The following is a 26,392-nucleotide window of genomic DNA, read 5'->3' on the forward strand; positions in this document are numbered from 1 at the left end:
GCAGTCAGGGAATCGATCCGGAAGATTCAGGCTCCGTTTCGGGCCTGTCTCGATATATCGTTCGGTCTTATGGAGAACCTGCCCGACCGCCAGAACCCGCATGCGCGCCTGCGCGCGTCCGACACCGATCGCGACCAGGTTGTCGACGTACTGCGGGATGCCCTGATGTCGGGGCGGTTGTCTCAGGACGAGCACGCCGAGCGGCTGGAGCAGACGCTGCAGGCCAAGACTCTCGGCGAGCTGGAGCCGATCACCAGTGACCTGGTCATCCCGGGCGGGACGACGCCGCTGCCGACCCCGATGGCCCAGCCGGCCACATCGAACAGCCCGGTCCCGATCGAGGAGCCGGCGAACCCGCAGGACAGCTTCGACACCATGCTGGCGATCTTCGGCGGCGGTGAGCGGACCGGCCGCTGGCGGGTGAAGCGCCGGACCAACGCGGTCGCGGTGTTCGGCGGGCACGACCTCGACATGACCGACGCGGTGTTCGAGGGCCGCGAGGTGACGATCTGGGCGTTCGCCGTGTTCGGCGGGATCGACATCACCGTCCCCGAGGGCGTCACCGTCCGCAACGAGGGCGTCGGCATCTTCGGCGGTTTCGGCGCCCGCGGGAGCGACGACCCGCACCCCGACGCGCCCGTCGTCGTGGTCAAGGGCCTGGCCCTCTTCGGCGGCGTCGGCGGCCAGTCCTCAGCCAAACGCCACAAGAAGCGCTTCAAGAACCACGGCCACGGCCAACTGGGGCATTGATCGCCGGAGCAATTCGGGTGCGGTCGGGCGCTCCGGCTCTTAGCCTTCGACCATGACCGGCCAACCGTTCGTCCCCTCCGACTTCGTCGTCCCCACTGAGCTGACCACGCCGCGGTTCCGGCTGACGCCGCTCGGCCCGGAGCACAACGCCTCCGACTACGCCGCGTGGACCGACAGCATCGACCACATCCGCGCGACCCCGGGCTTCCAGGGCAGTTGGCCGCCGGTCGACGGCATGACCGCGGAGGCGAACCTGGGCGACCTGCAGCGTCACGCGAACGACTTCGTCCAGCGCCGGGGATTCACCTACACCGTGCTCGAGGCCGGCAGCGCCGAGGTGATCGGTTGCGTGTACATCTATCCGTCCCGCAGCGATGAGCACATCGCCGATGTTCGTTCGTGGGTCCGCGCCGACCGGGCCGAGTTGGACGTGGCGCTGTACGAAGCCGTCAGTTCCTGGCTGGCCACGCTCTGGCCGTTCGGGACGATCGAGTACGCGTCCCGGTAACTCAGATCCAGGATTTGAACCACATTCGGCTGAGCCAGTCGGCGTGGGGGAGGACCTTGTCGGTGAGGATCGGCCAGATGTAGGCGAAGTTCAGCACGACCAGGACGACGAAGGCACCGACGACCGCGCTACCGATCAGGCGACGGGGTGTCGCGTTGCCGAACGCCGATCTGGCCGGGCCGAGGATCTTGCCGAGCACCAAGGCCAGCGCCATCACGGTGAACGGGATCATCGTGACCGCGTAGAAGAAGAAGATCGGTCTGTCGTCGAACGCGAACCACGGCACCCAGCAGGTGACGTAGCCGACGATCGGTATCCCGAATCTCCAGTCCCGCGAGCCTATCCACAGCACCAGGGCCGCGATCAACGCGAGTGCTCCGCCCCACCACAGGATCGGCGTACCCAAGGCAGAGATCACCGACAGGCAGTTCTGGCCGGCCGGCGGGTTGCAGCCCGGTGTCCCCGGCTTGATGTCGTTGACCGCGTCGAACCCGATCGGGCGGGCGATGATCGGCCAGCCGGCCGGGTTCGAGGCGTACGGGTGGGTGGCGTTCTTGATGTAGTCGCCGGTGTGGAACGCGAGGACTTCCTCGTGGTAGTGCAGCAGCGATCGGAAGTCGTCCGGGACAATCTTCATCACCCCGGTCGCCGGATTCTTGGACGCGTAGTCGTGGTCGTAGGCGTTGTCGTGCAGCAGCCAGCCGGTCCAGGTCGCCAGATACGTGACGCCCGCGACCAGCACGATGCTGATGAACGCCGGGATGCCGTCGACCAGCACCGACTTGAGGAATGCCAGCCGTACGCCGAGCGCGCGCCGGGCACCGTAGTCCCAGGCGAAGACGAGGATGCCGAAGCCGGCCAGCACCCACACCGCCGACCACTTGGTGCCGAGCGCGAGGCCGAAGCAGACACCGGCCAGGATCCGCCAGGGCCGGAACAGCAGCCAGCGGCCGAGGCCACGGCGCTCGCCGTCGGCGACCGGGGCGTCAAGGGACTTCGCGTGCCGGCGCCGGGTCCAGTCCCGGTCGGCGACCAGGCAGGAGACCGCGGCCACCAGCCAGAACGCCAGGAAGATGTCGAGCAGCGCGACCCGGGACATCACGAAGTGCAGGCCGTCGACCGCGAGCAGGATGCCCGCGATGCTGCCGATCAGGGTCGACCGGGTCATCCGCCGTACGGTCCGGATCAGCAGCAGCACGGTCAGCGCGCCGAAAAGAGCCGGCATGAAGCGCCAGCCGAACGTGTTCATCCCGAACAGCTGTTCACCGGCCGCGATCATCCACTTGCCGACCTCGGGGTGCACGGTCAGGCTCGGGGTGTCCTTGAAGACGTCCAGGTTGCCGGCCAGGATCGCCTTGTCCGCGGCGCCCTCCGGCTGGTCGATGAACTGCCGGGCGTACCCGAACTTCAGCAGGCTGAAGGCGTCCTTGGCGTAGTACGTCTCGTCGAAGACGAACTTGGCCGGGTCGCCGAGGTGCCAGAACCGGATGAACGCGGCCAGCGCGGTGATCGCCAGGGTCGCGATCCAGCCGCCCTCGAAGTCGCGCGGCATCGGCGGGTACAGCCGTTCCTTGAGCGGTGGCAACCGTCTCCCGAGGACGTCCCGCCCCAGCGTCTCCCGCCCGGCGGCAGCGTCCGCACGGCGCGCGGTTCCGTCCTCGATCACAGCAGTCACGCCCGCCATGGTACGGACGCCCCGGTCACTCCGCCTCAAGGACTGTGCAGATCGACAGGACGTCTCGGGTGGAAAGGCCAGGCCTGAGCGATGCTCAGGCGGGGATCGGACGTCCCGAAACCGACACCTCCTGTCGAGATGCACGCGCCCTAGACTCAGCGGCATGACCGGGCGATTGGTGTTGGCGGGGACTCCTATCGGGGACGTGCTGGACGCCTCGCCGAGGCTGGGGCGAGTGCTGGGCGAGGCCGATGTGGTGGCGGCGGAGGACACGCGGCGGTTGCGGCGGCTGACCTCGGAGCTCGGGATCGTGATCGCGGGCCGGGTGGTCAGTTACTTCGAGGGGAACGAGCGGGAGCGGACGCCGGAGCTGCTGGAGGCGCTGACCTCGGGGCAGACCGTCGTGGTGGTGACGGACGCGGGCATGCCGAGCGTCTCGGATCCCGGATACCGGCTGGTCGCCGCCGCGATCGACGCAGACGTCGAGGTGACCGCCGTACCGGGGCCGTCGGCGGTGCTGACCGCCCTGGCGCTGTCCGGTCTCCCGGTGGACCGGTTCGCCTTCGAGGGGTTCCTGCCGCGGAAACCCGGGGAGCGGGCCCGGCGGCTGGCCGACCTGGCGGACGAGCCGCGGACGATGGTGTTCTTCGAGGCGCCGCACCGGCTGACCGCGTCCCTCGAGGCGATGGCGGAGGCCTTCGGCGCGGATCGTCGTACGGCGGTCTGCCGGGAGCTCACCAAGACGTATGAAGAGGTCAAGCGCGGCCCGCTCGACGAGCTCGTGACCTGGTCCAAGGACGGTGTCCGGGGCGAGATCACGGTTGTCGTGTCCGGCGCGGATCCGAACAAGGTCCTCACCCCTGCCGAGCTGGCCGCCGAGGTCGCGACCGACGAGGAGGCGGGGACACCGCGCAAGCAGGCCATCTCGGACGTCGCCAAGCGCTTCAACGTCCCGAAACGGACCGTGTACGACGCCGTCCTGGCCGCCCGAGACCCCGGTAAATAGCCCTGGCGTTCGGCACTACCCTTTTCCTATGTCCGAGAAGGCCTATTACGTCACCACCCCGATCTACTACGTCACGGCACCGCCGCACATCGGCAGCGCCTACACGACGGTGGCCGGGGACGTCCTGACCCGTTGGCACGCCCAGCGTGGCGAGCAGAAGTGGTACCTGACCGGTACCGACGAGCACGGCGAGAAGGTGATGCGCAGCGCCGAGGCGCAGGGCATGTCCCCGCAGGCCTGGACGGACAAGCTGGTCGAGGAGTCCTGGAAGCCGGCCTGGGTCGACGTCGACATCGCGTACGACGACTTCATCCGGACCACCGAGCAGCGCCACACCGAGCGGGTCCGGGAGTTCTGGCAGAAGCTCTACGACAAGGGCGACGTCTACAAGGGCGAGTACGAGGGCCTGTACTGCGTCGGCTGCGAGGAGTTCAAGCTGCCGACCGACATCCGCACGGACTCCGACGGCACCCAGCGGTGCATGATCCACGGCACCGAGCTGGAGAAGGTCTCCGAGACCAACTACTTCTTCCGGCTCTCGGCGTACGCCGACAAGCTGCTGGAGCTGTACGAATCCCAGCCGGACTTCGTCGCTCCCGCCAGCGCCCGCAACGAGGTGATCGCGTTCGTCAAGCAGGGCCTGCAGGATCTCTCGATCACCCGGTCGACCTTCGACTGGGGCATCCCGGTGCCGTGGGACGAGGACCACGTCCTGTACGTCTGGATCGACGCGCTGCTGAACTACGTGACGGCGGCCGGCTACGGCACCGACCCGGAGCGGTTCGAGCGGTTGTGGCCGGTCGACGTGCATCTGGTCGGGAAGGACATCCTCCGGTTCCACGCGGTGATCTGGCCGGCCATGCTGATGGCCGCGGAGGTCGCCGTACCGAAGCAGGTGTTCGCGCACGGGTGGCTGCTGGTCGGCGGCGAGAAGATGAGCAAGTCCAAGCTGACCGCGATCGCGCCGCACGAGATCACCGACCACTTCGGGTCGGACGCGTTCCGCTACTACTTCCTGCGCACGATCCAGTTCGGGTCGGACGGGTCGTTCTCCTGGGAGCACCTGAGCGCGGTCTACACCTCGGAGCTCGCCAACGGCCTGGGCAACCTGGCCAGCCGGATCGCGGCGATGGTCGGGAAGTATTTCGACGGTGCGCTGCCGGAGCCGACGGACCACGGGCCGGCCGAGCAGGCGCTGGCCGACAAACTCGCGCAGACCGTCGCGACCGCGGACAAGGCGATGGACACGCTCGCGTTCCAGGACGCGCTGGCCGCGATCAACGAGCTGGTCGGCGCGGTCAACGGCTACGTGACCGAGCAGGAGCCGTGGAAGGTCGCGAAGGACGAGACCCAGCGGGATCGCCTGGCGACGATCCTGTACTCCGCCGCCGAAGCGCTGCGGGCGGTCGCCGTACTGCACAACCCGACGATGCCGAAGTCGGCCGCGAAGCTGTGGACCCTGCTCGGCGCAGAGGAGAAGCTCGGCGCCCTCAAGGACCAGCGTGTCCAGGACACCGCCACCTGGGGCCAGCTCCCCGCCGGCGCCACCCTGACCAAGGGCGACCCGCTTTTCCCGCGGCTCGAAGAGGTCTAACTCGGTCGCCTGGTGCTGCGCCCGGCCTCTACAGTCGGGCGCATGACCAGCATCCTGTCCGCCGTGGCCTGGCCGTACGTGAACGGTCCCAGGCACATCGGCCATGTCTCCGGCTTCGGCGTTCCGTCCGATGTGTTCAGCCGGTACCAACGGATGGCTGGGAACGACGTACTGATGGTGTCCGGGACCGACGAGCACGGTACGCCGATCCTCGTCCAGGCGGAGCGGGAAGGCGTCACCCCGCGGGAGCTCGCCGATCGGTACAACCGGGTCATCGTCGAGGACCTGCAGGCGCTCGGGCTGTCGTACGACCTGTTCACCCGGACGACCACGCGCAACCACTACGCCGTGGCGCAGGAGATGTTCAGAACCGTTCACCGCAACGGATATCTCGTCCCACGGACCGGGCTGGGCGCCATCTCGCCGTCGACCGGTCGCACCCTGCCGGACCGCTACATCGAAGGCACCTGCCCGATCTGCGGGTACGACGGTGCGCGCGGCGACCAGTGTGACAACTGCGGCAACCAGTTGGACGCGATCGACCTGCGGAACCCACACAGCCGGATCAACGGTGAGACGCCGGTCTTCGTGGAGACCGAGCACATCTACCTGGATCTCCCGGCCCTGGCCGATGCGCTCGGGGCGTGGCTCCGCACCAGGACCGGCTGGCGGCCGAACGTCCTCAAGTTCGCGCTGAACCTTCTCGACGACGTACGCCCGCGGCCGATGACGCGGGACATCGACTGGGGCATCCCGGTGCCGCTGCCGGGCTGGGAGGACAACCCGAACAAGCGCCTGTACGTGTGGTTCGACGCGGTGATCGGGTACCTCTCGGCGAGCATCGAGTGGGCCCGGCGGTCCGGTGATCCGGAGGCCTGGCGGAAGTGGTGGTCCGATCCGGAGGCGCTGTCGTACTACTTCATGGGCAAGGACAACATCACCTTCCACGCGCAGATCTGGCCGGCCGAACTGCTCGGCTACAACGCCTCGCCCGGGCCGTACGGCGTCCTGAACCTGCCGACCGAGGTCGTGAGCAGCGAGTACCTGACCCAGGAAGGGCGGAAGTTCTCGTCCTCACGGTCGGTGGTGATCTACGTCCGCGACGTCCTGGAGCGGTACGGGCCGGACGCGCTGCGGTACTTCATCGCCGTCGCCGGGCCGGAGACGCACGACTCCGACTTCACCTGGTCGGAGTTCGTCCGCCGGAACAACGACGAACTGGTCGGTACCTGGGGCAACCTGGTGAACCGGACCGCGTCGATGATCGCGAAGAACTTCGGCGCGATCCCGGCGGCCGGGGAGCTGACCCCGGCCGATCGCGAACTGCTTGCCAGCAGCAAGGAAGCGTTCGGGACGGTCGGCGATCACCTCGGGCACCACCGGCTCCGGCTCGGCATCGGGGCAGCGATGAAGAACGCCGCGGACGCCAACCAGTACCTCTCCCAGCAGGCGCCCTGGAAGGAGTCCGATCAGGAGCGGAAGGCGACGATCCTGCATGTCGCCGCGCAGGTGGTGGCCGACAGCAATCGGCTGCTCGCGCCGTTCCTGCCGCACTCGGCGCAGAAGGTGCACGAGACGCTGGGCGGGACCGGGGCGTTCCAGCCGCAGCCGGAGGTTCGTGAGGCCGACGATCTCGACGGCGGGCCGTCGTACCCGATCATCACCGGCGACTACACCACGCAACCACGCTGGGAATCGGAGCCCGTCGTACCGGGAACTCCTGTGCGGCCGCCGACGCCGGTGTTCACGAAGCTGGGGCCGGAAGTGGTCGACGCGGAACTGACGCGTTTGTACAAGCGCGAAGGCGACGACGGTCGTACGGTCGAAGCAGAAAGGAGCTGATGACAATGACCGGCTACCTGGCGACTGCCGAGACCGACATCGCGGCGACTCCTGCGCAGGTCTGGGAGGTGCTGACCGATCCGAAGCAACTGAAGCAGCTGTGGTTCGGTGCCGAGGTGGAGACGGACTGGCAGGTCGGCAGTCCGATCACCTGGAGCGGTGAGTGGGAGGGCAAGCCCTATCAGGACAAGGGCGAGGTCCTCGAGGTCGAGTCCGGCCGCTTGCTGAGGCTGACGCATTTCAGCCCGTTGACCGGACAGCCCGACGTACCCGAGAACTACCACACGCTCACCTACGAGCTGACCGGCGACGACGCGACCCACCTCAAGCTCACGCAGGACAACAACGCGAGCGAGGAGGAGGCCGAGCACTCCCAGGGCATGTGGGAGATGCTCGTGGCCAAGGTCAAAGAGGCTGCAGAAGGTCAGTAACCTGGGCAGCATGTCTGCTGATGGTGTGGAGGTCGACCGGCCGACCCGGGAACGCGCGGCGATCGGGGAGGACGGCCGGTCGCGCGACCGGCGCCGTCCGGCGCTGCCCGACCCGCTGCCGATGAGCGTGGTCGACGCGCACTGCCATCTCGACATCGCCGACGGCGAGGACGGCGCCTGGCTGAGCCCGGCCGAGGCGATCCGGATGGCGTCGTCCGTCGGCGTCACCCGGATCGTCCAGGTCGGCTGTGACCTGCCGGGCGCGGTCTGGGCGGTCGAGGCCGCGGAGCAGTACCCGAACCTGATCGCGGGCGTCGCTCTGCACCCCAACGAAGCGCCGAAACTCAAGGCTGCAGGGGAGTTGGACAGCGCGCTGGCCGAGATCGAGCGGTTGGCGCAGACCTCGGACAAGGTTCGCGTGATCGGCGAGACCGGGCTGGACTACTTCCGCACCGGCGAGGACGGGCGGGCCGCACAGCACGAGTCGTTCGCCGCGCACATCGAGCTGGCGAAGCGGCTGGGCAAAACGCTGATGATCCACGACCGCGACGCCCACGACGACATCCTGAAGATCCTGGACCGCGAGGGCGTGCCGGACCGGCTGGTGATGCACTGCTTCTCCGGCGACACCGAGTTCGCCCGCAAGTGCGTCGACCGGGGCGCGTTCCTGAGCTTCGCCGGCGTGGTGACGTTCAAGAACGCCCAGTCGCTGCGCGACGCGCTGGCGGTGACTCCGCTCGATCGCGTCCTGGTCGAGACCGACGCGCCGTACCTGACCCCGTCTCCACATCGCGGCCAGCCGAACGCGTCGTACCTGATCCCGCACACGGCTCGGAAGATGGCCGGCGTACTCAACATCTCGGTCGCCGAACTGTGCGGTGCGCTGAGCGACAACGCCGACCGGGCCTTCGGCGGCTCGTGGTAGACGTCCTCACCGACGCCGACATCACGGCCCGGCTCCAGCCCGCCGCCGCGGTCGGTTGGATGCGCGAGGCGATCCTGGCCGCCCACGCGGGGCGACTGCACACTCCGCCGCGGGTCAGCACTGTCCTGGGCGACGGCCGGCTCGTGTTCACCACGGGAGCGCTGACGGGGGAGTGGTTCGGCTACCGGTCGTACGACTCGTTCGACACCGATCCCGGCAGCCAGGTGGTCGTGGTGCACGACTGGAACACCGGCGCCGTCCGAGGGATTGCTGTGGGCAACGAACTGGGGCCGCGACGGGTCGGTGCGATCGGTGGTGTCGCGGTCGGCGCACTGGCGAACCCGGACGCGACGACCCTCGGTTTGATCGGGACCGGCACCCAGGCGTGGACCCAGCTCTGGGCGATCGCCACGGTCCGTCCGCTGTCGTCGGTCGCGATCTTCAGTCGTGACCTGGTACGCCGGAACGCCTTTGCAGCAAGGGTTTCCACGGAGTTGGGACTGCCCGCGGACGCGGTGGAGTCGGCGCGAGACGCGGTCGAGGGCCGGGACATCGTCGTACTCGCGACGAACAGTCCGGTGCCCGTGATCGAGGCGGGCTGGATCGCGCCGGGAGCGTATGTGACGACCCTCGGACCCAAGCAGGTTGGGCGGGCCGAGTTCGGTCCCGACCTGGTTGCCCGGGCGGATGTCGCGGTGACCGACTCGATCGCGCAGACGTCGGCGTACGACCCGCCGTTCATCCTGGTCGGGAGCCCGCAGCACGATCGGCTGACCAGTCTTGGTGCGGTGCTCGCCGGGGACGCTCCGGGGAGGACGAGTGCCGAGCAGACGGTGGTCTTCTGCTCGGTCGGGCTCGCGGGCACCGAGGCCTACCTGCTGGCGCGGCTGGTAGACAGTGCCCATGGAGTTCAGTGAGGTAGTGCGGCGGCGCCGGATGGTGCGGAACTTCGACCCCGACCGGCCAGTGCCGGCAGAGGTCCGGGAACGGATCCTGGAGAACGGTCTGCACGCCCCGTCCGGCGGTTTCAGCCAGGGGTGGGCGTTCCTGACCCTGGAGGGTGACGATCGGGAGCGGTACTGGGGAATCGCGGCCGCCGACCCCGACGAGAAGTATGTGGGATGGCTCACAGGATTGCGTCGGGCGCCGCTGCTGATCCTCGCCTTCGCGCACAAGGACGCGTACCTCGATCGGTACGCCGAACCGGACAAGGGCTGGACCGACCGCGACGAGTCCCACTGGACGGCGCCGTACTGGTACGTCGACACCGGGATGGCCGTGCTGCTGATGCTGCAGACGGTCGTCGACGAAGGCCTGGGAGCGTGCTTTTTCGGGCCTCCAGCGGACAAGGTGGGCACGCTGTACGACGAGTTCGGGGTGCCTGCCGGGTTCGACCTGATCGGGCTGCTGGCGGTCGGCCACCGGGCCCCGGACAAGCGCTCCCCGTCGCTGAAACGAGGCCGCCGGAACACGGCTGAAGTGGTGCATCGAGGGCAGTGGGGCCATCACCTGGCGTAACTGGCCCATTACCCTATTTTGCGACTCGCCGACGAGAGGATTGGCGCTTCCGGGACATCTTCGTTACTGTCTCGTGATATTGGCCGGGATCGGGGAAGGTTCCGGGCAGCGCGCCCCTCGGCGATGACCGTGGTCCCCGGGCCCTGAATTACCCGGAGCTTGCGGCCTTACGCCAGCGCTGTCCGACCCCGTGCCCGGGTGGCCCTACCTGGGAGCGTTAGTGCGTAAGTCCATCATCGCGGTCGTCGGTGCGACGGCTGCGTTCGCCGTTGCGGGCGGTTCCGTGGCGTATGCCGCGAAGAGCAAGACCGTGAGCCTCTCCGTCGACGGCCAGGTGCAGAAGGTGCACACCTTCGGCTCCACCGTGGCAGACGCCCTGAAGGCCGAGAAAGTTCAGATCGGCGAGCATGACGTCGTCGCCCCGTCACCGGACTCGAAGTTGAAGGACGGCCAGGAGATCGCGGTGCAGTACGGCCGCCAGCTGATCGTCAACGCCGACGGCACCAAGAAGGCCTTCTGGACCACGGAGGACAGCGTGAACGAGGCGCTGGCCGACCTGGGTCTGCGGTACGACAGCGCTGCGGTGTTCTCCACCAGCCGGAGCGCGCCGATCGGGCGCCAGGGCCTGGAGCTGGTGGTCAAGACCCCGAAGACGGTGCAGATCGTCCGGCAGGGCAAGGTCGCGACCGTGAAGTCCATGGCATCGACCGTCGGTGAGGCTCTCACCGGCGCCAAGATCGCCTGGGACTCCGACGACCGGATCAGCCCGGCGGCGACCACCGCCCTCAAGCCAGGTGTGAACCGGGTCGGGTACGTGAAGGTCGACGTCAAGAGGGTCACCAAGACCCTCGCGATCGCGCACGGGACCGACGAGACCAAGTCGGCCACGATGCTCGAGGGCACCAAGAAGACCACCACGAAGGGGACCAACGGCTCGAAGGCGGTCACCTATGTGTACACCTACCTGGACGGCAAGCTGACGACCAGCAAGGTGCTCACGACCAAGGTGGTCACCGCGCCGGTCGACGAGAAGGTCGTCGTCGGCACCAAGGCGAAGCCCGTGGAGCCGCCGACCACCGACACCGAGCCGCCGGCGAGTAGCAACACCGGTGCCTGGGACCGGATCGCCGAGTGCGAGTCCGGTGGCAACTGGTCGATCAACTCCGGCAACGGGTACTACGGCGGCCTGCAGTTCGACCACGGCACGTGGGCGGCCTACGGCGGCACTGCCTACGCCTACAACGCGAACGGTGCGTCCAAGGCGCAGCAGATCGCGATCGCGGAGAAGGTGAAGGCCGACCGCGGTGGGTACGGCGCCTGGCCGGTGTGTGGCCAGCGAGCCTGACACACTGACGGGGTGACCTCGTCTGATTCATCCACTTCCGCCGGACCGAGACTTCTCGGTCCGGCGGAAGTGCGTTCGCTGGCCGCCGCGCTGGGCGTCCGCCCGACCAAGCAGCGCGGCCAGAACTTCGTCATCGACCCGAACACGGTCCGCCGGATCGTCAAGGCCGCCGCGCTGACGGCCGCAGAGACGGTGCTCGAGGTCGGGCCAGGGCTCGGGTCGCTGACGCTGGCGCTCTTGGCCGAGGGGCACCCGGTCACTGCGGTCGAGATCGATCCGGTGCTCGCGTCCGCGTTGCCGTCGACGATCGCGACGTACGCCCCGGACCGGGCCGGTGACTTCACGGTGATCGAGGCCGATGCGATGACGGTCGGCCCCGAGCAGATCGGGTCGCCGACGGCGTGTGTCGCCAACCTGCCGTACAACGTCGCCGTACCGGTGCTGCTGCATCTGCTCGAGGTCTCGCCGTCGCTGCGGCACGGGCTCGTGATGGTCCAGTCCGAGGTCGCCGACCGGCTCGCCGCCCCGCCCGGTTCGCGGACGTACGGCGTACCGTCCGCGAAGGCCGCCTGGTACGCCGAGGTCCGCCGGGCCGGCCCGGTCGGGCGGAACGTGTTCTGGCCGGCGCCCAACGTCGACTCCGGGCTGGTCGCCTTCGAGCGGCGGGAGCCGCCGGTCACCAGTGCGAGCCGGCAGGAGGTGTTCGCCGTGATCGAGGCGGCGTTCTCGCAGCGGCGCAAGACCGTCCGCTCGGCGCTCGCGCGCTGGATGCCGGACCGCGATCGCCTCGACCAGGTGTTCCGCGTCACAGGCATCGATCCGGGCCTGCGGGGCGAGATGCTGGGAATCACGGACTTCGCGGCACTGGCAGGCGCAGGACACGACGCGTCACCTGCATAAGGCACTAGCCTGTCCGCGTGTCACCTTCTGCTGAGGTCACGGTGCGGTCGCCGGCCAAGATCAATCTCGGTCTGTCGGTCGGTCCGCCGCGCCCGGACGGGTATCACCCCGTCGCCACGGTCTACCAGGCCGTTGCCCTGTACGACGATGTGACCGCGGTGGTGCGGGACGACGACGCGGCGGTTTCGGTCGAGGCGGTCGGTGACTTCGCGGCCGACGTGCCGACCGACGAGACGAACCTCGCCGTCCGCGCGGCACGGTTGCTGCAGGCGGAGTACGACGTCGAGGAAGGCGTCGCGCTGACGATTCGGAAGACCATCCCGGTCGCCGGTGGGATGGCCGGCGGATCCACTGACGCGGCAGCGACTCTGGTGGCGTGCAATCGGCTGTGGGGCCTGCAGTTGTCACAGACCGAGTTGCAGAATCTCGCGGCCGAGCTCGGCAGCGACGTACCGTTCTGCCTGGTCGGCCACACCGCGCTCGGCCACGGCCGCGGCGAGCAGGTCACCGAGGTGATGTCGCGCGGTACGTTCCACTGGGTCTTCGCGATTGCCGAGGGTGGACTGTCGACGCCGGCCGTGTACGGCGAGCTGGACCGGCTGCGTCCGCTTCGCCGGGTCGAGTCGCCCGAGGTACGCCCCGAGCTCCTCACCGCACTGCTCTCCGGCCGGCCCGACGCACTCGCAGTTGCCCTCGGCAATGACCTCCAGGCAGCCACTCTCTCGCTGCGCCCCGAGCTGGGCGACACCCTCCAGTTCGGCCTCGACCAGGGCGCCCTCGCGGCCCAGGTGTCCGGCTCCGGTCCCACCTGCCTGTTCCTCGCCGCCGACAGCCGCAGCGCCGTCGATCTCGCAGTAGAACTCGCCGAGTCCGGCCTCTGCCGCATGGTCCGCCAAGCCGAAGCCCCCGTCCCCGGAGCCCGAATCCTCCCCGCCCCCGCCAACCGCTAGGCAGAATCATGGACGAACAGCAGGAAGAGACTTCCGGGCGGCTGCAGCCTGCCGGTCGCGGGTCGCTCGCCGGAGATGCTTCTGCAGCGCGCGCTCCAGCTCGTCCTCGACGGATCGTGCGCGCGGATGAGTGGGACTCCGCGGAGACCAATCAAGCGATCGCCGAAGACTTCGATCGCCTGACGTGACACCCCCGGCTCCTCGGTGTAGTGCTCAGCCGGTCAGGGAATCGGGTGGGGGTGGGGCCAGGGAAGGGTCTACCTCTTCTATTACTGAGGTGCCGGTGGCGCCGTCGAGGCGGTGGTAGTGCTCGGTGAGGGTGAGGGTGCCGGCGGGGGTGTAGGCAGGGGTGCTGGTGACCTGGCCGGCGGTGACGGTGCCGTCGGTGGCGAGTTGGCAGTAGGTGGCGGTGATGACGCCGTCGTCGTCACACGTTCCGACGAGGCGGCCGAAGTACAGGCGGCCGCCGCCGAACTCGGCCCAGATCAGCTGGCCGTTCTGGTGGTAGCGGCCGGTCGGCGCGTCCGGCGGGTTGCCGAGCGGGCGGAAGATCCGGCCGTCGTAGTTCGGGACGTCCATGTCACCGCCCGATCAGGATCGACAGCAGTTGATCGACTCCGGGTGCGCTCGCAGCCAGCCCGGTCAGCGCCGACCGGACCGCGAGCGCCGGATCGAACCCGCGCGGCCTCAACGCCGCCGCACCCCGCTTCACGTCCTCCTCAGCCAGTACGGCGGGCACCGCCGACGTCTTGACCGCACCGTCGAGCAGCGGTCGCACGTACGCCTCGAACTCCCGGTACGACGACACCGTGAAGTCACTGGCGTAGCGGTCGGGCCGGTCCCACGCGAGATACAGCCGCACGATGTCGACGTCCTCGTCGTGCAGGAAGTCGTTCGCCCAGATCGCGTGGTTCCGGCTGGTCGAGAACTTCGAGCCGTCGAGCGTGTAGAACTCGTTTACCTGCGCCCCGCCGATCGCCTCCGGCGGCACCCCGCAGGCCAGATAGACCGCGGGCCAGAACAGGGCGAAGTAGAACCCGTTGTCGATCCCGTTGAAGTGCCACAGCGCGCCGACCTCGGACCACGCCCGCGAGGTCGCCTCCAGTCCCAAGGCCCCGGGTTGCAACGACTGCGCGACGCCGTACACGGTGGACAACCCGACCTCGGCGTACACCTCCAGCCGCAGACCCTCGTGCGGGCCGGTGCCTCTGAGTCCCCAGTTGGTCGGATACGCGATGGGTATGTCGGGCAGCCGGTGCTCGAGGTAGTGCGTGACGATCCGGCGAGCGCGGTCCGGGAGTTCGGCGCGCAACCAGATCTCGATCAGTTCCTGGCGGTAGTCCTCCATCGACAGCACAGGGACGTTCGCCTGGAACGGTTTCGGCGCGCCACCGCACCGGTTGCAGACCGGGTCCACGAGGTTCTCCGCCGAGGTGTAGCCGCCGCAGCCCTCGCAGCCGCCACCCGCCGCCTCCGATCCACACCAGGCGCAGGTGCCGACGACGTACGACTGGTGCAGCGTGCGTCCGCAGTCCTCGCAGGCCAGCAATGTCAGCCTGCGCATGGGGAACCGGCCGGCCTCGGTCAGGTCGGCGGCGAGGGTGGTGACGCCGTGCTGGTACGCCGTACTTTGCGGGTCGAGGAACACGTCGTACTGGATTCTGGCGGCATCCAGTGCTTCGACGATCTCGTCCCGGTAGGCGGCGGCCAGTTTCTCGACGTCGACGCCTTCCTTCTCGGCGCGGGTCAGCACCCAGTTCTGGTGGACGTCGAAGCCGGCGGTCGTCACCACCCGCTCGCCGCGTGCCCGCGCCGCCCGGGCCGCGATGTCCGCGGCCAGGTACGGCCCGGACAGGTGCCCGACGTGCAGCGGCCCGTTGGCCGTCGCCGGCGGCACGACGACAACGGTCACACCGGTGGAGGTGATCATGCGGCGGCTCCTACCTCGGGGCGGCAATGTGCGCGGCCGATCCCCGATCACTCTCCTCACAGGGTCGGTCGCAGTCCGCGAGATTACTCCCCGGAGCCGTCACCCGCCAGCCTGAAAACCCTTGAAAACAAAGGGTTTTCAGACCGCCGGGCGAAGCGAACGTTTGACTACGGTGCCTGGAAGAAGCAGCAGCCGCCGGTCGCGCCGGTGGACATGCCGACCACGCCACCGTCGAGATCACGCGATCCGCGGATCAGGAATCCGCCCAGGCCGCCGGCGACCAGGAACGCTCCCCACGTCAGCAACCACTGCTCGTCCCCGTCATCGGTCGGGAAGGTCTCCGGCACCGGATGGATCCGGCGTTGCAGTACCCACGGGTTGCCCATCGCGCTGTCGAGCCGGTCGGCCCAGGTCGCCGCGTCGGTCTGCCAGCCGAGCAGTACGCCGTCCCCGCCGTGCAGCGCGGTCGGCTTGAGGACGAGCTCCTGCTGGTTGGCGATCGCGTACTCCCGGAGATCCGCCTGCCGTCCGTCGACGGTGACCTGACCAGTGCGGACCATCCGTGTCCACGGGAGGATGCGGTCGAGGGCCGCGAGCTCGTCGGCCGGGTAGCGATCGCGGTACGCCTCGTCGGACAGCAGCGCGAGCGATCCCTTGCTGCCGTACAGCTCGGCGTCGAGCGGGGTGAAGATCGCGACGTGCCCCCGTTCGGCCGCCTGCAGGACGGGCTCGAGCATCTCGACCGCACCCGGCTTCAGCAGGTCCTCGATCATGAACAACCGGAACACCACGTCGATCGCCTGATCGCCGAGCCACACCCGGTCGTCGGTGTACGTCAGCGCGTCCACCGGGCAGGGGAGCGCGTCGATCCCCATCGGCGCCAGCATCGCGGCGCTCTTGTGCAACTGCCGTTCGAGGTCGGGATAGCTGTCCGGGAAGTCGGCGATCGCCATCACCGGCCGTACGCCGGTCGGCACCTTCGCCTCGGTCAGGATCGTCCGGACGACCTCCTCCATCGTCTCGGTGAAGGTGAGTCGATGCTCGTCGGTGAACTCGGCGACGAACGGCAGCTCCAGCAACGCCCGGTTCAGCACCGGGTTGTCCACCCCGCCGACGGTGCTGCCCATGTTGATCTCGAGCAGATGGAAGCCCTGCTCGTCCTTGTACAGATCCGCGCGACCCATCCGGCTCGGAGCCGGCCCGCGACCGCGAACGACGGCCTCGGTCTGCGCCTCGGTCAGGCCGACCGCGCGAGCGAACGCCCCCAGGTCGCCGTTGAACACTCGCTCCGGCAGCCGGGTCAGGGCAGAGTGCAGCAGATCCAGGTCGGTTGTCAGCCGGCCGTACTCGGCCGCGTCCAGGAAGGCCGGGCGGCTGAGGGACCGGCCGAGGAACGTGGTGGCGTCGAGCTTCGGGTCGACCGCCGCGCGGATCGCGCTCGGCGTGGGACCCCGGGTGATGGCGGCGGCGAGATAGTCGTCCGTCAGAGACATGAGAACTCCTTGTCCTCCCCAGCGGCCGCCCTGGAAGTCCCGTTCCGCGAAGTATGTAACGGGACCTGGGCGGCTGCGTGGGCGGCAGGTTAGTCGGCGCCGATCGCCTCCTGAAAGGGCTGACGGGAAAATCGCTCGCGACGTACCGGGCCCGGGGTTACCATCCAAGCGTTTGCCATCGAAGGTCCGAATGACCAGGACCAGTGACAGGAGACCGGGATGCGCCGCGCAGTGATCTACCTCGACAGGACTGATCACTTCGACGTATTCGCGAGGACCCTTGAACTCTCTGACGATGGGCATTGTGGCGCATGTCGACGCCGGTAAGACGAGCCTGACCGAGCGGCTGCTGTACGCCGCCGGTGTGATCGACCGGGTCGGCCGGGTCGATGCGGGCGACACCCAGACCGACTCGATGGACCTCGAGCGGAAGCGTGGCATCACCATCCGCTCGGCGGTGGTGTCGTTCGAGTTGGGTGACCTGAGTGTCAACCTGATCGACACCCCCGGCCACTCCGACTTCATCGCCGAGGTCGAGCGGGCGCTGTCCGTGCTGGACGGCGCCGTGCTGGTGATCTCGGCGGTCGAGGGTGTGCAGGTCCAGACCCGCCTGCTGATGCGGACGCTGGCCCGGCTGCGCATCCCGACCTGCCTGTTCGTGAACAAGATCGACCGGGTCGGTGCCCGGTACGACGAGTTGCTCGCAGACATCGCGCGGTTGCTGACGACCTCCGCCGTACCGATGGGATCGGTGCGGGATCTCGGCACGCGGGCGGCGCGGTTCTCGCCGTTCTCCCTGCAGAACAGGGGGCTTGGGGAACTGCTTGCCGAGCGCAATGACGAGTTCTTGGCCAGGTATCTGGACGACTCGTTGTCGGTGGACGACTATGCGGCCGAGTTGCGGCGGCAGGTCGGGGCTGCGCAGGTTCATCCGGTGTACTTCGGGTCGGCGATGACGGGCGACGGGGTGCCGGAGTTGATCGAAGGCATTCGGTCGTGGTTGCCGCGGGCAACGGCTGGCCCGTCGGACGACCTGCGGGCACGGGTGTTCAAGGTCGAGCGGGGTGCGGCCGGGCAGAAGATCGCGTCGGCTCGGGTGTTCGCCGGTTCACTCTCGTCCCGGGCGTACGTCGACGTGCACCCTGCGGACGGCCCGTCGTACCAGGCTCGCCCGACGGCCGTGGACGTCTTCGAGCGCGGGTCGCGGCGGTCCGTCGAGCGAGCAGAGGCTGGGCAGATCGTGGCGTTGCGCGGGTTGAAGGAGATCCGGATCGGCGATCAGCTCGGCGTACGGTCGTCCGGGGTCGGGCAACTGTTCGCGCCACCGACGCTCGAAACCGTCGTCTCTGCCGGGGATCGGATGAGGCTCTTCCAGGCGCTCACCCAGCTCGCCGAGCAGGACCCGCTGATCCGCGTCCGCAAGGCGGACGACCTCACGGTCAGCCTGTACGGCGAGGTGCAGAAGGAGGTGATCGCCTCGTTGCTGGAAAGTGAGTACGGGTTGGCGGTCACCTTCAGCGAGACCAGTCCGATCTATGTCGAACGGGTGGACGGCGTGGGAACGTCGTACCGGGAGATGGGTGCTGCCGGCAACCCTTGGGTGGCGGGGGTCGGCTTCCGCGTCTCACCGCTTGCCGAGGGCATCGATTACCGGCTCGAGGTCGAGCTGGGGGCGCTCCCGCGGGCGTTCCACACGGCGATCGAGGAGACGGTCCGGCAGACCCTGCAGCAGGGTTTGTCGGGCTGGGAGATTCCGAGCTGCCGGATCGACCTCACCTACACCGAATACAGCAGCGTGGGCACGACCGCCGCCGACTTCCGTCGCCTGGTCCCGCCGGTCCTGATGCAGGCCATCCACGATGCCGGGACGACGGTGCTGGAGCCCATCAACCACTTCGAGCTCGACATCCCGCCCGACTCGATCTCCCGCGTGCTGGGCCACCTCGCCGAATCCCGCGGCCTGGTCGAGCACACCACCCTGCACCCCGACCACGCCCACCTCGAAGGCACCATCCCCGCCGCCACAACGCACCCTTTCGAGTCCCACCTCCCCACCCTCACCCACGGCGAAGCCCTCCTCACCACCACCTTCCACACCCACCACCCCGTCCCCACCCCAGCCCCAACCCGCCCTCGAACCGACGGAAACCCCTTGAACCACAACGAATACCTGGTCCACCTCAACCGCCAATAGGTTCAGAAGGGTTTGAGGGTGGTGTGGAGTTTGGTGAGGGTTTCGGGGGCTGGGCCGAAGTGGGCCAGGACGCAGAGGTGTTCTCGGAGGTGGAGGAGGGGGAGGCGGTCCAGCCAGCCGGGGTTCAGGGGGTGGAGTTCTTGGTAGGCGTCGTAGAAGGGGGTGGGGATGTTGCCGCAGCCGTGGAGCATGGAGAGTTCGGCTTCGGGCCAGCCGTAGTAGACGGCGGGGTCGATCAGGGCGCGAGCCGGTAGGAGGTTGCCGTGCCAGAGGTCGCCGTGGAGGAGGGACGCGGGCTGGGGCGGGATCAGGTCGGGCAGGCGGTTGGCGAGGCGTTCCAGGCGGCGGCGGTCGTCGGGGGAGAGGGCGTTGTAGCAGTTGGGGACTTCTAGGTAGCGGAGCAGGCGGTGCTCGGCGAAGAAGGCGTGACCGTCGTCGTTCCAGGGATTGCGTTGCGGGAGAACGCCTAGGTAGTTGTCCTGGTGATAGCCGAACTTGTCCGCGGTCTGCTGGTGCTGCACAGCCAACCGACGGCCGGCATCACGCCAGAAGTCGTCAGAGTCCGCCGGCAGCGACGACGCCCCAAGGTCGGACAGAACGATGAACGTCGGTGTGACCCGCAGCACCTCCGGTACGACGAACGCCCCCGGCACGCCCAGCGCCTCGAGCCCATCCGCCTCGAGCGCGTACAGATCAACCGGTACGTCGTGTGTCTTCACGATCACCGACCGGCCCAGCGTCGTACTCACGCGATAGGTCTTGCTCGCGTACCCACCGTCCACCGGTGAGGCGCTCACGGCGTCGCCGAGGGAGAGGCCGTCGAGCCAGGCGGGATTCAGCACGTGGACGATCCTGGCACGTGCGCACCGGTCGGCTACCCTGGGGCGCGTTATGGCGGCACCTAACTTGGTCAATCTGGAAGCTGTTTCGAAGGGCTTCGGGACCCGGACACTGCTCGACTCGGTAAGTCTTGGCGTAGGCCGGGGCGAGCGCGTCGGCGTGGTCGGGCGCAACGGCGACGGTAAATCGACGCTGCTCCGGCTCCTGGCCCGGCGGGAGGAGCCCGACAGCGGCCGGATCACTCACAATCGCGACCTCCGGCTCGGGTACCTCGGTCAGAGCGACGACCTCGACCCGGAGCAGACCGTGCTGCACGCGGTGCTCGGTGATGTCGAGACCTACACCTGGGCCGCCGATCCGCGGACGCGGTCGGTGATGGAACACTTGCTCGGCGGAGTGGACCACGGCGCGCTCGTCGGCACCCTGAGTGGTGGTGAACGCCGCCGCGCATCGCTGGCGAGGCTGCTGCTGACCGAGGTCGACCTGCTGATCCTGGACGAGCCGACCAACCACCTCGACATCGAGGCGGTCAACTGGCTGGCCGATCACGTGGTCGACCGGGCCGGTGCGCTGATCGTCGTCACCCACGACCGCTGGTTCCTCGACGCGGTGTGCACCGACACGTGGGAGGTGCAGGGCGGCCGTATCACGTCGTACGACGGTGGGTACGCGGCCTACGTGCTCGCGAAGGCGGAACGCGCCCGGAGCGCCCAGGTCTCCGAGACGAAGCGGCAGAACCTGCTGAAGAAGGAACTCGCCTGGCTGCGGCGTGGTGCTCCGGCCCGGACCAGCAAGCCGAAGTTCCGGATCGACGCCGCGAACGCCCTGATCGAGAACGAGCCGCCGCCGCGCGACAAGCTGGCGCTGTCCCAGTTGGCGACCGCGCGCCTCGGCAAGGACGTGTTCGACGCCGAGGACGTGAGCCTCAGCTTCGGCGACCGGCTGATGTTCGACCACGTCACGTTTCGCCTCGGGCCGGCCGACCGGATCGGGCTGCTCGGACCGAACGGCGCCGGCAAGACAACGTTCCTGCGGCTGCTGACCGGTCAGCTCGCCCCGGACCACGGCCGGGTCAAGCAGGGCAAGACAGTCCGGACCGCCAACCTGTCGCAGAACCTCGACGAGGTCGACGGTGCGGCGACCGTCCTCGACCACATCACGGCGATCCGGCGTACGGCGGCCCTCGCGGGGCGGGGCGGCGAGCTCACGTCGTCACAACTGCTGGAGCGGTTCGGGTTCACCGGCGACAAGCTGACGACCCGGATCTCGGACCTGTCCGGTGGTGAACGGCGTCGCATGCAGCTGCTGCGCATCCTGCTCGACGAACCGAACGTACTGATCCTCGACGAGCCGACCAACGACCTCGATGTCGAGACCCTCACCGTGCTCGAGGACTTCCTCGACAGCTGGCCGGGTGTCGTCGTCACCGTCACCCACGACCGGTACTTCCTCGAGCGCGTCAGCGACATGGTCTACGCGATCATGGGCGACGCCCGGGTCAGGCACCTGCCTCGCGGCGTCGACCAGTACATCGAGGAGCTCGCCGACCGGGGCCCTCGCCGTACGGCGTACACGTCCTCGACCTCCGAGCCCGTGGTGTCCGACGAATCGACGCCGGCGGACGAGCCGGTCGTTGACGCGGCAGTGGCCCGGGCGGCGAAGAAGGAACTCAACCGGATCGAACGCCAGCTCGCGAAGCTCACCGAGGCGGAGACCAAGCTGCACGACCAGATCGCCACGCACGCGAGCGACTACGAGCGGCTGGCCGAGCTGGACACGGAGCTGCGAAAGCTGGCCGAGGAACGCGGCGAACTGGAAACCGCGTGGTTCGAGGCGGCCGAACGCGCCGAATGAGCGCGAATCCCGGGTGATTTTCCACCGCGAAATCGCGGCGTGATCAAATCCCACCGAGTCGCGGCGCGTCCTCCGATCCCCTGTTCTTCGGAGGGCGCGCCGCGCCTACCGGGTGAGCGGGCCCCGTGCCGGCCGGCGTTGTTCGGGCCCCGAGCCCCGGACACCGCGCGGCCACTTTCGGCGGACCACCTCTTGCCGCCGAAGCCACCGTATTCTTGACGTTTCGTGGTCGGTCGGACACCGACAGTGAGGACCATAGTGCGCGTGCTCACTCAGTGTCGATAGCCGTCCGCTACAGCAGCCTCTCGATCTCGTTGCAACTAGCAACGATCGGAACCCCGGTGAAGTGACGGGTCGTCTTTTCGGATTATTCCGGCACAATTCCGGGGCTTTCTCCGCGGCCGGAAAAAGTCACCTGTGAATGTATACAAACGGCACCCGGTCAGTGCTTTTCCAGGTCGAACGGCCGGACGAGTTCGCGCAGTACCCGGGCGATCTTGGCCTGGTCGCGCTCGCTGATCGTGCCGAGCAGCGAGCGTTCGTGCGCGAGCAGATCGGCCATCGCGGCGTCCACTGCGTCGCGGCCGGTGGTGGTGAGCTGGACGAGCACGCCACGCCGGTCGCCCGGGTCCGGGAGTCGCTCGACGAGTCTGCGGGCTGCGAGCCGGTCGACCCGGTTCGTCATGGTGCCGGAGGTGACCAGGGTTTCCTTGAGCAGCCGGCCCGGCGACAGCTGGTACGGCGCTCCGGCGCGACGAAGGGCGGCGAGTACGTCGAACTCCCACGACTCCAGACCGTGGGTCTCGAAGGCCTGGCTGCGGGCGCGGTCCAGGTGCCGGGCCAGCCGGCTGACCCGCGACAGCACCTCCATCGGCGCGACGTCGAGGTCGGGGCGTTCCCTGCGCCAGGCCTCGATCAGCCGGTCGACCTCGTCATCCATGCTTCGAGATTACGTCATCAAGAGTCTTGACATCAAGACAAGTGGGAGGACTAGAGTATCTCGACATCAAGATAAATGCGTCAGAGAGGTGCTCGCCATGCGCACGTCACCGGTGTGGAACCCAGTGCAGTACGGCACATACGCCGACGAACGCGGCCGGCCGTACGCGGATCTGGTCGGCCGGGTCCGGGCCGAGGACGTCCGCATGGTCGTCGATCTCGGCTGTGGCCCCGGCGGCCTGACCGTCACGCTGCGGGAGGTGTGGCCGGAGGCAACCATCGTCGGCGTCGACAACTCGCCGCAGATGCTCGAGGCGGCACAGGAGTACGCCGACGACCGGCTGACGTTCGAGCTCGGCGACGTACGCGAATGGTCTGCGCCGGCAGGTTCGATCGATGTGATCGTGACCAACGCGACGCTGCAGTGGGTCCCGGAGCAGGTGGACCTGCTGCCCGGCTTCGTGAAGGCGCTGCGGCCGGGTGGGTGGCTGGCGATCCAGATCCCCGGCAATGGCAACGCTCCGTCGCACGCGATCCTGCGCGAGCTCGCCGCCATCGAGCCGTACGCGGAGTACGCGAAGGACACGTCGCTGCGGCCTGACGTCCCCGGTCCGGCGGAGTACATCGACGTGCTGAGTGCTGAAGGCTGTGTCGTCGACGCGTGGGAGACGACGTACTTCCACGTTCTGCAAGGTGACAACGCCGTACTCGAATGGGTGAAGGGGACCGGCGCGCGGCCGGTGCTGCAGTCGCTGCCGGACGACCTGCGGGTACGGTTCGAGGCGGAGTACGGCGCTCGGTTGGCGGAGGCGTACCCGCAGCGTGAGTACGGGACTCTGCTGCCGTTCCGGCGGATCTTTGCCGTGGCTCAGAAGAAGGAGAGCTGAGGATGCGGCTTGATCACGTGCAGGTGTCCTGTCCGCCAGGCGGGGAGGACGTCGCGCGGGCCTTCTACCGGGACGCGCTCGGGATGACCGAGGTGGAGAAGCCGGAGTTGCTGAAGGCTCGGGGCGGCTGCTGGTTCAAGGAAGATGCCGCGGAGGTGCACGTCGGCGTGGAGCAGGACTTCCGGCCGGCGAAGAAGGCGCACCCTGCGCTGGCCGTGGACAACCTGGATGCGCTGGCTGCCAAGCTCACCGAGCTCGGATATCCGGTGACCTGGGACAACGAGACGATCCCGGGACGCCGGCGGTTCCACACCGCCGACGGCCACGGGAATCGGGTCGAGATCGTCTGACTACTCGGTTGCCAAGGCGCCGGCCGGAGCGACCTTGGCGGCCCGCCGGGCCGGTAGGACCGACGCGAGCAGGCCGGCGACCGCAGCGACCGCGGCGATCGCGACCAGCAGCGTGACGGGTACGGCGTACTCCACGCCGCCGTCGACGGTCTGGCCGCCCATCAGGGCGCTGGTCCCGGTCCAGCCGTAGATCAGGCCGAGGACGATGCCGAGCGCGGCCGCGACCAGTGCCATCAGCAACGACTCGACCGCGAGCATCCCTCGGAGCTGGCGCCGGGTCAGACCCATGGCCCGGAGCAGCGCGTTCTCCCGGGTCCGTTCCAGCACCGACAGGCTGAGCGTGTTGCCCACGCCGACCAGGGCGATCAGGACCGAGACCCCGAGCAGACCGATGCCGACGAGCAGCAGGACGTCGAAGATCTCCGTGTAGCTGGTCCGTTCGGCCAGGCCGCCGCTGACGGACAGATCCTTGACCGTCGGGATCGACTGCTCCACCGAGTCGATCACCTGCGACCCGTCCGCCTTCGGGTCGGACGCCACCCAGAACCCGTTCACCGCGGCGTTCGGGACGAGCTTCGCGAGGTCGGCGGCAGTGATCGTCATCGGGTCCAGTCCGGTCGCGCCCTGCGCCGTGACCGTCAACTTGTGCTGACCGGAGACGAGCGTGATCGGAGTGCCGCTCTTGATGTCCAACCCGGTCATGGTCTGGTAGTCGAGCAGCGCCGTACCCGGCTTCAGCTGACCGGCCAGCGTCGGGTCGTGGATGACCGACCCGGCCCCGGCCTGGTCGATCCCGGTCACCGGCACCTGCTGATCGCCGGCCTTCAGTGTCACCTGGCTCACCGGGACCACCTGCGTGATGCCCTTGATGTCACGCAGTTGCTGCTCGGCGCTGGCCGGCATCTTGTCGTTGTACGCCCGCACCATCAGGTCGACCGGGTACTGACTGTCCATCGACACGTCGAACGTCTTGCGCACCGACGCGATCCCGACACAGGTCAGGCTGATCAGGGTCACACCGATCAGCAGTGCCGAGGTGGTGGCCGCCGTACGCTTCGGGTTCCGGACCGCGTTGGCGACGGCGATCCGCGACGGTACGCCGGTACGGGCCGGCAACGCGCCGATCACCCTGATCAGCGCCGGTACCAGGAGCGAACCCACCGCGAGAACGCCGAGGAACGACAGCACACCGCCGACCACGCCGACGATCACCTGGCTACTCCCCGCACCCACGGCCAGCAGCAGGCCACCACCCGCGAGCAACAGGAAGCCGAGGACCAGCCGCACTACACCGGCCTTCGACCCGGCGGCCGGAGCGGTCTCGGGGCGAAGCGCTGCCAGCGGCGCGACCCGGGTCGCCCGGCGAGCCGGTACGACGGCGGCCACGATGGTCGCCACGGTCCCGAGCAGCAGCGGCAGGAGCACTGACCACACGTCCAGGTGCAGCGGTACCGGCGGGATGCCCCAGTCGAACTCGCGGGCGAGCGCCAGCGCCAGCGCGGAGAGCGCGACCCCGAACACGACACCGAGCGCGGACGCGACCACGCCGACGACGCTCGCCTCCGCGAGGACGGAGGAGAACACCTGTCGGCGAGACGCGCCGACACAGCGCAGCAGCGCCATCTCGCGGGTGCGCTGGGCGATCACGATCGTGAAGGTGTTGCCGATCACCAGGCAGGCGACGAACAGTGCGATCACCGCGAACATACCGAACACACCGCCGAGGACGTCGATGCCGTTCGTGTAGCCCTTCACCTCGTGGTCGATCCATTCCTCACCGGTGTAGACCTTCAGATCTTGCGGGACGACGTTCTGGACGGCGGCGGCGAGTGCCTCCTGATCCACGCCGGGCCTCGCCGCGATCGCGACCGCCCGGGTGGATCCGTCCGGTTCGAAGATCTTCACCGCCGCCGGGGTGGCGACGGCATGCGCCTGGCCGACCGAGTTCGCGTCGTCCAGCAGGCCGACCACGGTGACATCCCACGACTTGTTGTTCCACGAGTTGAGCCGGAGCTTCTGTCCGACCGAGACCTTGTGCTTCTCGGCCACCCTGACCGGGAGCGCGATCTCATTCGTTGCGGTCGGCAACCGGCCGGACGACGTACCCGGGCCGGCGATCCTGGTGGTGTCGTAGAGCGCGTCGACCTCGACGCTCTCGTCCCGGACCAGCCCCGGGTACGACGCCTCGAGGTAGGCGGTGGTCAGCGTGACGACCGACGCGGCCTGCGTGACCTTCTCGACCTTGGCCAGGTCCGCCGCGGTGATCTCGGCGTTCTCCGGGAAGACCAGGGCGTCGACGCCGCGGTACTGCGCTCCGATCGTCGTGTCGACGCCGTGCGACGCCGACCCGTGCGCGGTCATCGCCAGGGTGCCGAAACCGACGCCCAGCACGATCGCCAGACAGGCGGCGACCAGGCGGCCCAGGTGGGCGCGCAGCGAGGAGAGAATCGAACGTCGCACG

The 26,392-nt window shown here is 68.5% G+C and carries 24 protein-coding genes; 17 read left to right on the plus strand and 7 right to left on the minus strand.

The window, feature by feature from the left end; translation table 11 throughout:
* Positions 1 to 69: 69 nt before the first annotated feature.
* Both ACIBG5_RS39015 and ACIBG5_RS39020 read left to right on the plus strand, forming a co-directional pair.
* The gene (locus ACIBG5_RS39015) at positions 70 to 750 is read left to right on the plus strand and encodes a DUF1707 domain-containing protein (protein WP_396396925.1); all 681 of its coding nucleotides are present in this window, start codon (positions 70 to 72) and stop codon (positions 748 to 750) included.
* A gap of 52 nt (positions 751 to 802) precedes the next feature.
* Entirely contained in the window at positions 803 to 1,258 is a 456-nt protein-coding gene (locus ACIBG5_RS39020) for a GNAT family N-acetyltransferase (protein WP_396396927.1), read from the plus strand.
* A gap of 1 nt (position 1,259) precedes the next feature.
* Here the strand turns inward: ACIBG5_RS39020 and ACIBG5_RS39025 are convergent, their stop codons facing one another.
* Positions 1,260 to 2,942, minus strand: a complete 1,683-nt coding sequence (locus ACIBG5_RS39025; protein WP_396396928.1) for a dolichyl-phosphate-mannose--protein mannosyltransferase — start codon at positions 2,940 to 2,942, stop codon at positions 1,260 to 1,262.
* A 154-nt stretch (positions 2,943 to 3,096) separates the two neighbouring features.
* On the opposite strand from ACIBG5_RS39025, the gene rsmI reads away from it, so the two are divergent.
* The 11 genes from rsmI (at position 3,097) to ACIBG5_RS39080 (ending at position 13,632) form a co-directional block, all read left to right on the plus strand.
* Entirely contained in the window at positions 3,097 to 3,939 is an 843-nt protein-coding gene (gene rsmI / locus ACIBG5_RS39030) for a 16S rRNA (cytidine(1402)-2'-O)-methyltransferase (RefSeq protein ID WP_396396929.1), read from the plus strand.
* A gap of 28 nt (positions 3,940 to 3,967) precedes the next feature.
* Positions 3,968 to 5,533 carry a methionine--tRNA ligase gene (metG, locus tag ACIBG5_RS39035; RefSeq protein WP_396396931.1) on the plus strand — a complete coding sequence of 522 codons (1,566 nt, stop codon included), beginning with the start codon at positions 3,968 to 3,970 and terminating at the stop codon, positions 5,531 to 5,533.
* Between the two features lie 42 nt (positions 5,534 to 5,575).
* Positions 5,576 to 7,375 carry a methionine--tRNA ligase gene (gene metG / locus ACIBG5_RS39040; RefSeq protein WP_396396933.1) on the plus strand — a complete coding sequence of 600 codons (1,800 nt, stop codon included), beginning with the start codon at positions 5,576 to 5,578 and terminating at the stop codon, positions 7,373 to 7,375.
* A 5-nt stretch (positions 7,376 to 7,380) separates the two neighbouring features.
* The gene (locus ACIBG5_RS39045) at positions 7,381 to 7,806 is read left to right on the plus strand and encodes an SRPBCC domain-containing protein (protein ID WP_396396935.1); all 426 of its coding nucleotides are present in this window, start codon (positions 7,381 to 7,383) and stop codon (positions 7,804 to 7,806) included.
* 10 nt (positions 7,807 to 7,816) lie between these two features.
* A complete protein-coding gene (locus ACIBG5_RS39050) occupies positions 7,817 to 8,731 on the plus strand; it encodes a TatD family hydrolase (protein WP_396396936.1) in 915 nt (304 codons plus the stop codon).
* A complete protein-coding gene (locus ACIBG5_RS39055) occupies positions 8,725 to 9,648 on the plus strand; it encodes an ornithine cyclodeaminase family protein (protein WP_396396938.1) in 924 nt (307 codons plus the stop codon). Before ACIBG5_RS39050 ends, ACIBG5_RS39055 begins: the two co-directional genes overlap by 7 nt.
* Positions 9,635 to 10,249, plus strand: coding sequence for a nitroreductase family protein (locus ACIBG5_RS39060; RefSeq protein WP_396396939.1), 615 nt, complete (start codon positions 9,635 to 9,637; stop codon positions 10,247 to 10,249). The genes ACIBG5_RS39055 and ACIBG5_RS39060 overlap by 14 nt, the downstream gene beginning before the upstream one ends.
* A gap of 220 nt (positions 10,250 to 10,469) precedes the next feature.
* Positions 10,470 to 11,594, plus strand: coding sequence for a ubiquitin-like domain-containing protein (locus tag ACIBG5_RS39065; RefSeq protein ID WP_396396941.1), 1,125 nt, complete (start codon positions 10,470 to 10,472; stop codon positions 11,592 to 11,594).
* 12 nt (positions 11,595 to 11,606) lie between these two features.
* Entirely contained in the window at positions 11,607 to 12,494 is an 888-nt protein-coding gene (gene rsmA, locus ACIBG5_RS39070) for a 16S rRNA (adenine(1518)-N(6)/adenine(1519)-N(6))-dimethyltransferase RsmA (protein WP_396396942.1), read from the plus strand.
* Between the two features lie 17 nt (positions 12,495 to 12,511).
* Positions 12,512 to 13,444: a 4-(cytidine 5'-diphospho)-2-C-methyl-D-erythritol kinase gene (locus tag ACIBG5_RS39075; RefSeq protein WP_396396944.1), complete on the plus strand. Its 933-nt coding sequence runs from the start codon at positions 12,512 to 12,514 to the stop codon at positions 13,442 to 13,444.
* A gap of 8 nt (positions 13,445 to 13,452) precedes the next feature.
* On the plus strand, positions 13,453 to 13,632 hold the full coding sequence (locus ACIBG5_RS39080; RefSeq protein ID WP_396396945.1) for a hypothetical protein: 180 nt from the start codon (positions 13,453 to 13,455) through the stop codon (positions 13,630 to 13,632).
* Between the two features lie 25 nt (positions 13,633 to 13,657).
* Here ACIBG5_RS39080 and ACIBG5_RS39085 read toward each other — a convergent pair whose 3' ends face one another.
* From ACIBG5_RS39085 to ACIBG5_RS39095, 3 genes are all read right to left on the minus strand, one after another.
* Complete coding sequence (locus tag ACIBG5_RS39085) at positions 13,658 to 14,023, minus strand: hypothetical protein (RefSeq protein ID WP_396396947.1); 366 nt, start codon at positions 14,021 to 14,023, stop codon at positions 13,658 to 13,660.
* A 1-nt stretch (position 14,024) separates the two neighbouring features.
* Positions 14,025 to 15,374 carry a class I tRNA ligase family protein gene (locus ACIBG5_RS39090; protein ID WP_396396948.1) on the minus strand — a complete coding sequence of 450 codons (1,350 nt, stop codon included), beginning with the start codon at positions 15,372 to 15,374 and terminating at the stop codon, positions 14,025 to 14,027.
* A gap of 167 nt (positions 15,375 to 15,541) precedes the next feature.
* Entirely contained in the window at positions 15,542 to 16,867 is a 1,326-nt protein-coding gene (locus ACIBG5_RS39095) for a hypothetical protein (protein WP_396396950.1), read from the minus strand.
* Between the two features lie 295 nt (positions 16,868 to 17,162).
* Between ACIBG5_RS39095 and ACIBG5_RS39100 the strand changes: the two genes are divergently transcribed.
* Positions 17,163 to 19,061 (plus strand): GTP-binding protein, encoded by a 1,899-nt coding sequence (locus tag ACIBG5_RS39100; protein ID WP_396396952.1) that lies wholly within the window; start codon positions 17,163 to 17,165, stop codon positions 19,059 to 19,061.
* Between the two features lie 2 nt (positions 19,062 to 19,063).
* Here the strand turns inward: ACIBG5_RS39100 and ACIBG5_RS39105 are convergent, their stop codons facing one another.
* Positions 19,064 to 19,903, minus strand: coding sequence for a fructosamine kinase family protein (locus ACIBG5_RS39105; protein WP_396396954.1), 840 nt, complete (start codon positions 19,901 to 19,903; stop codon positions 19,064 to 19,066).
* Positions 19,904 to 19,952: 49 nt separating this feature from the next.
* Here ACIBG5_RS39105 and ACIBG5_RS39110 point away from each other — a divergent pair, with 49 nt between their 5' ends.
* Positions 19,953 to 21,755 carry an ABC-F family ATP-binding cassette domain-containing protein gene (locus ACIBG5_RS39110; RefSeq protein ID WP_396396955.1) on the plus strand — a complete coding sequence of 601 codons (1,803 nt, stop codon included), beginning with the start codon at positions 19,953 to 19,955 and terminating at the stop codon, positions 21,753 to 21,755.
* Between the two features lie 442 nt (positions 21,756 to 22,197).
* On the opposite strand, the gene ACIBG5_RS39115 is transcribed toward ACIBG5_RS39110, so the two are convergent.
* Positions 22,198 to 22,695, minus strand: coding sequence for a MarR family winged helix-turn-helix transcriptional regulator (locus ACIBG5_RS39115; RefSeq protein ID WP_396396956.1), 498 nt, complete (start codon positions 22,693 to 22,695; stop codon positions 22,198 to 22,200).
* A 97-nt stretch (positions 22,696 to 22,792) separates the two neighbouring features.
* Between ACIBG5_RS39115 and ACIBG5_RS39120 the strand changes: the two genes are divergently transcribed.
* Together ACIBG5_RS39120 and ACIBG5_RS39125 are read left to right on the plus strand one after the other, a co-directional pair.
* Complete coding sequence (locus ACIBG5_RS39120) at positions 22,793 to 23,581, plus strand: methyltransferase domain-containing protein (RefSeq protein ID WP_396396957.1); 789 nt, start codon at positions 22,793 to 22,795, stop codon at positions 23,579 to 23,581.
* Between the two features lie 2 nt (positions 23,582 to 23,583).
* The gene (locus ACIBG5_RS39125) at positions 23,584 to 23,931 is read left to right on the plus strand and encodes a VOC family protein (RefSeq protein WP_396396958.1); all 348 of its coding nucleotides are present in this window, start codon (positions 23,584 to 23,586) and stop codon (positions 23,929 to 23,931) included.
* Here the strand turns inward: ACIBG5_RS39125 and ACIBG5_RS39130 are convergent, their stop codons facing one another.
* Positions 23,932 to 26,391 carry an ABC transporter permease gene (locus tag ACIBG5_RS39130; protein ID WP_396396960.1) on the minus strand — a complete coding sequence of 820 codons (2,460 nt, stop codon included), beginning with the start codon at positions 26,389 to 26,391 and terminating at the stop codon, positions 23,932 to 23,934. It abuts the gene before it with no gap.
* Position 26,392: the final 1 nt, after the last annotated feature.

Source organism: Kribbella sp. NPDC050241 (genome assembly GCF_044459685.1).
Classification (GTDB): Bacteria; Actinomycetota; Actinomycetes; order Propionibacteriales; family Kribbellaceae; genus Kribbella.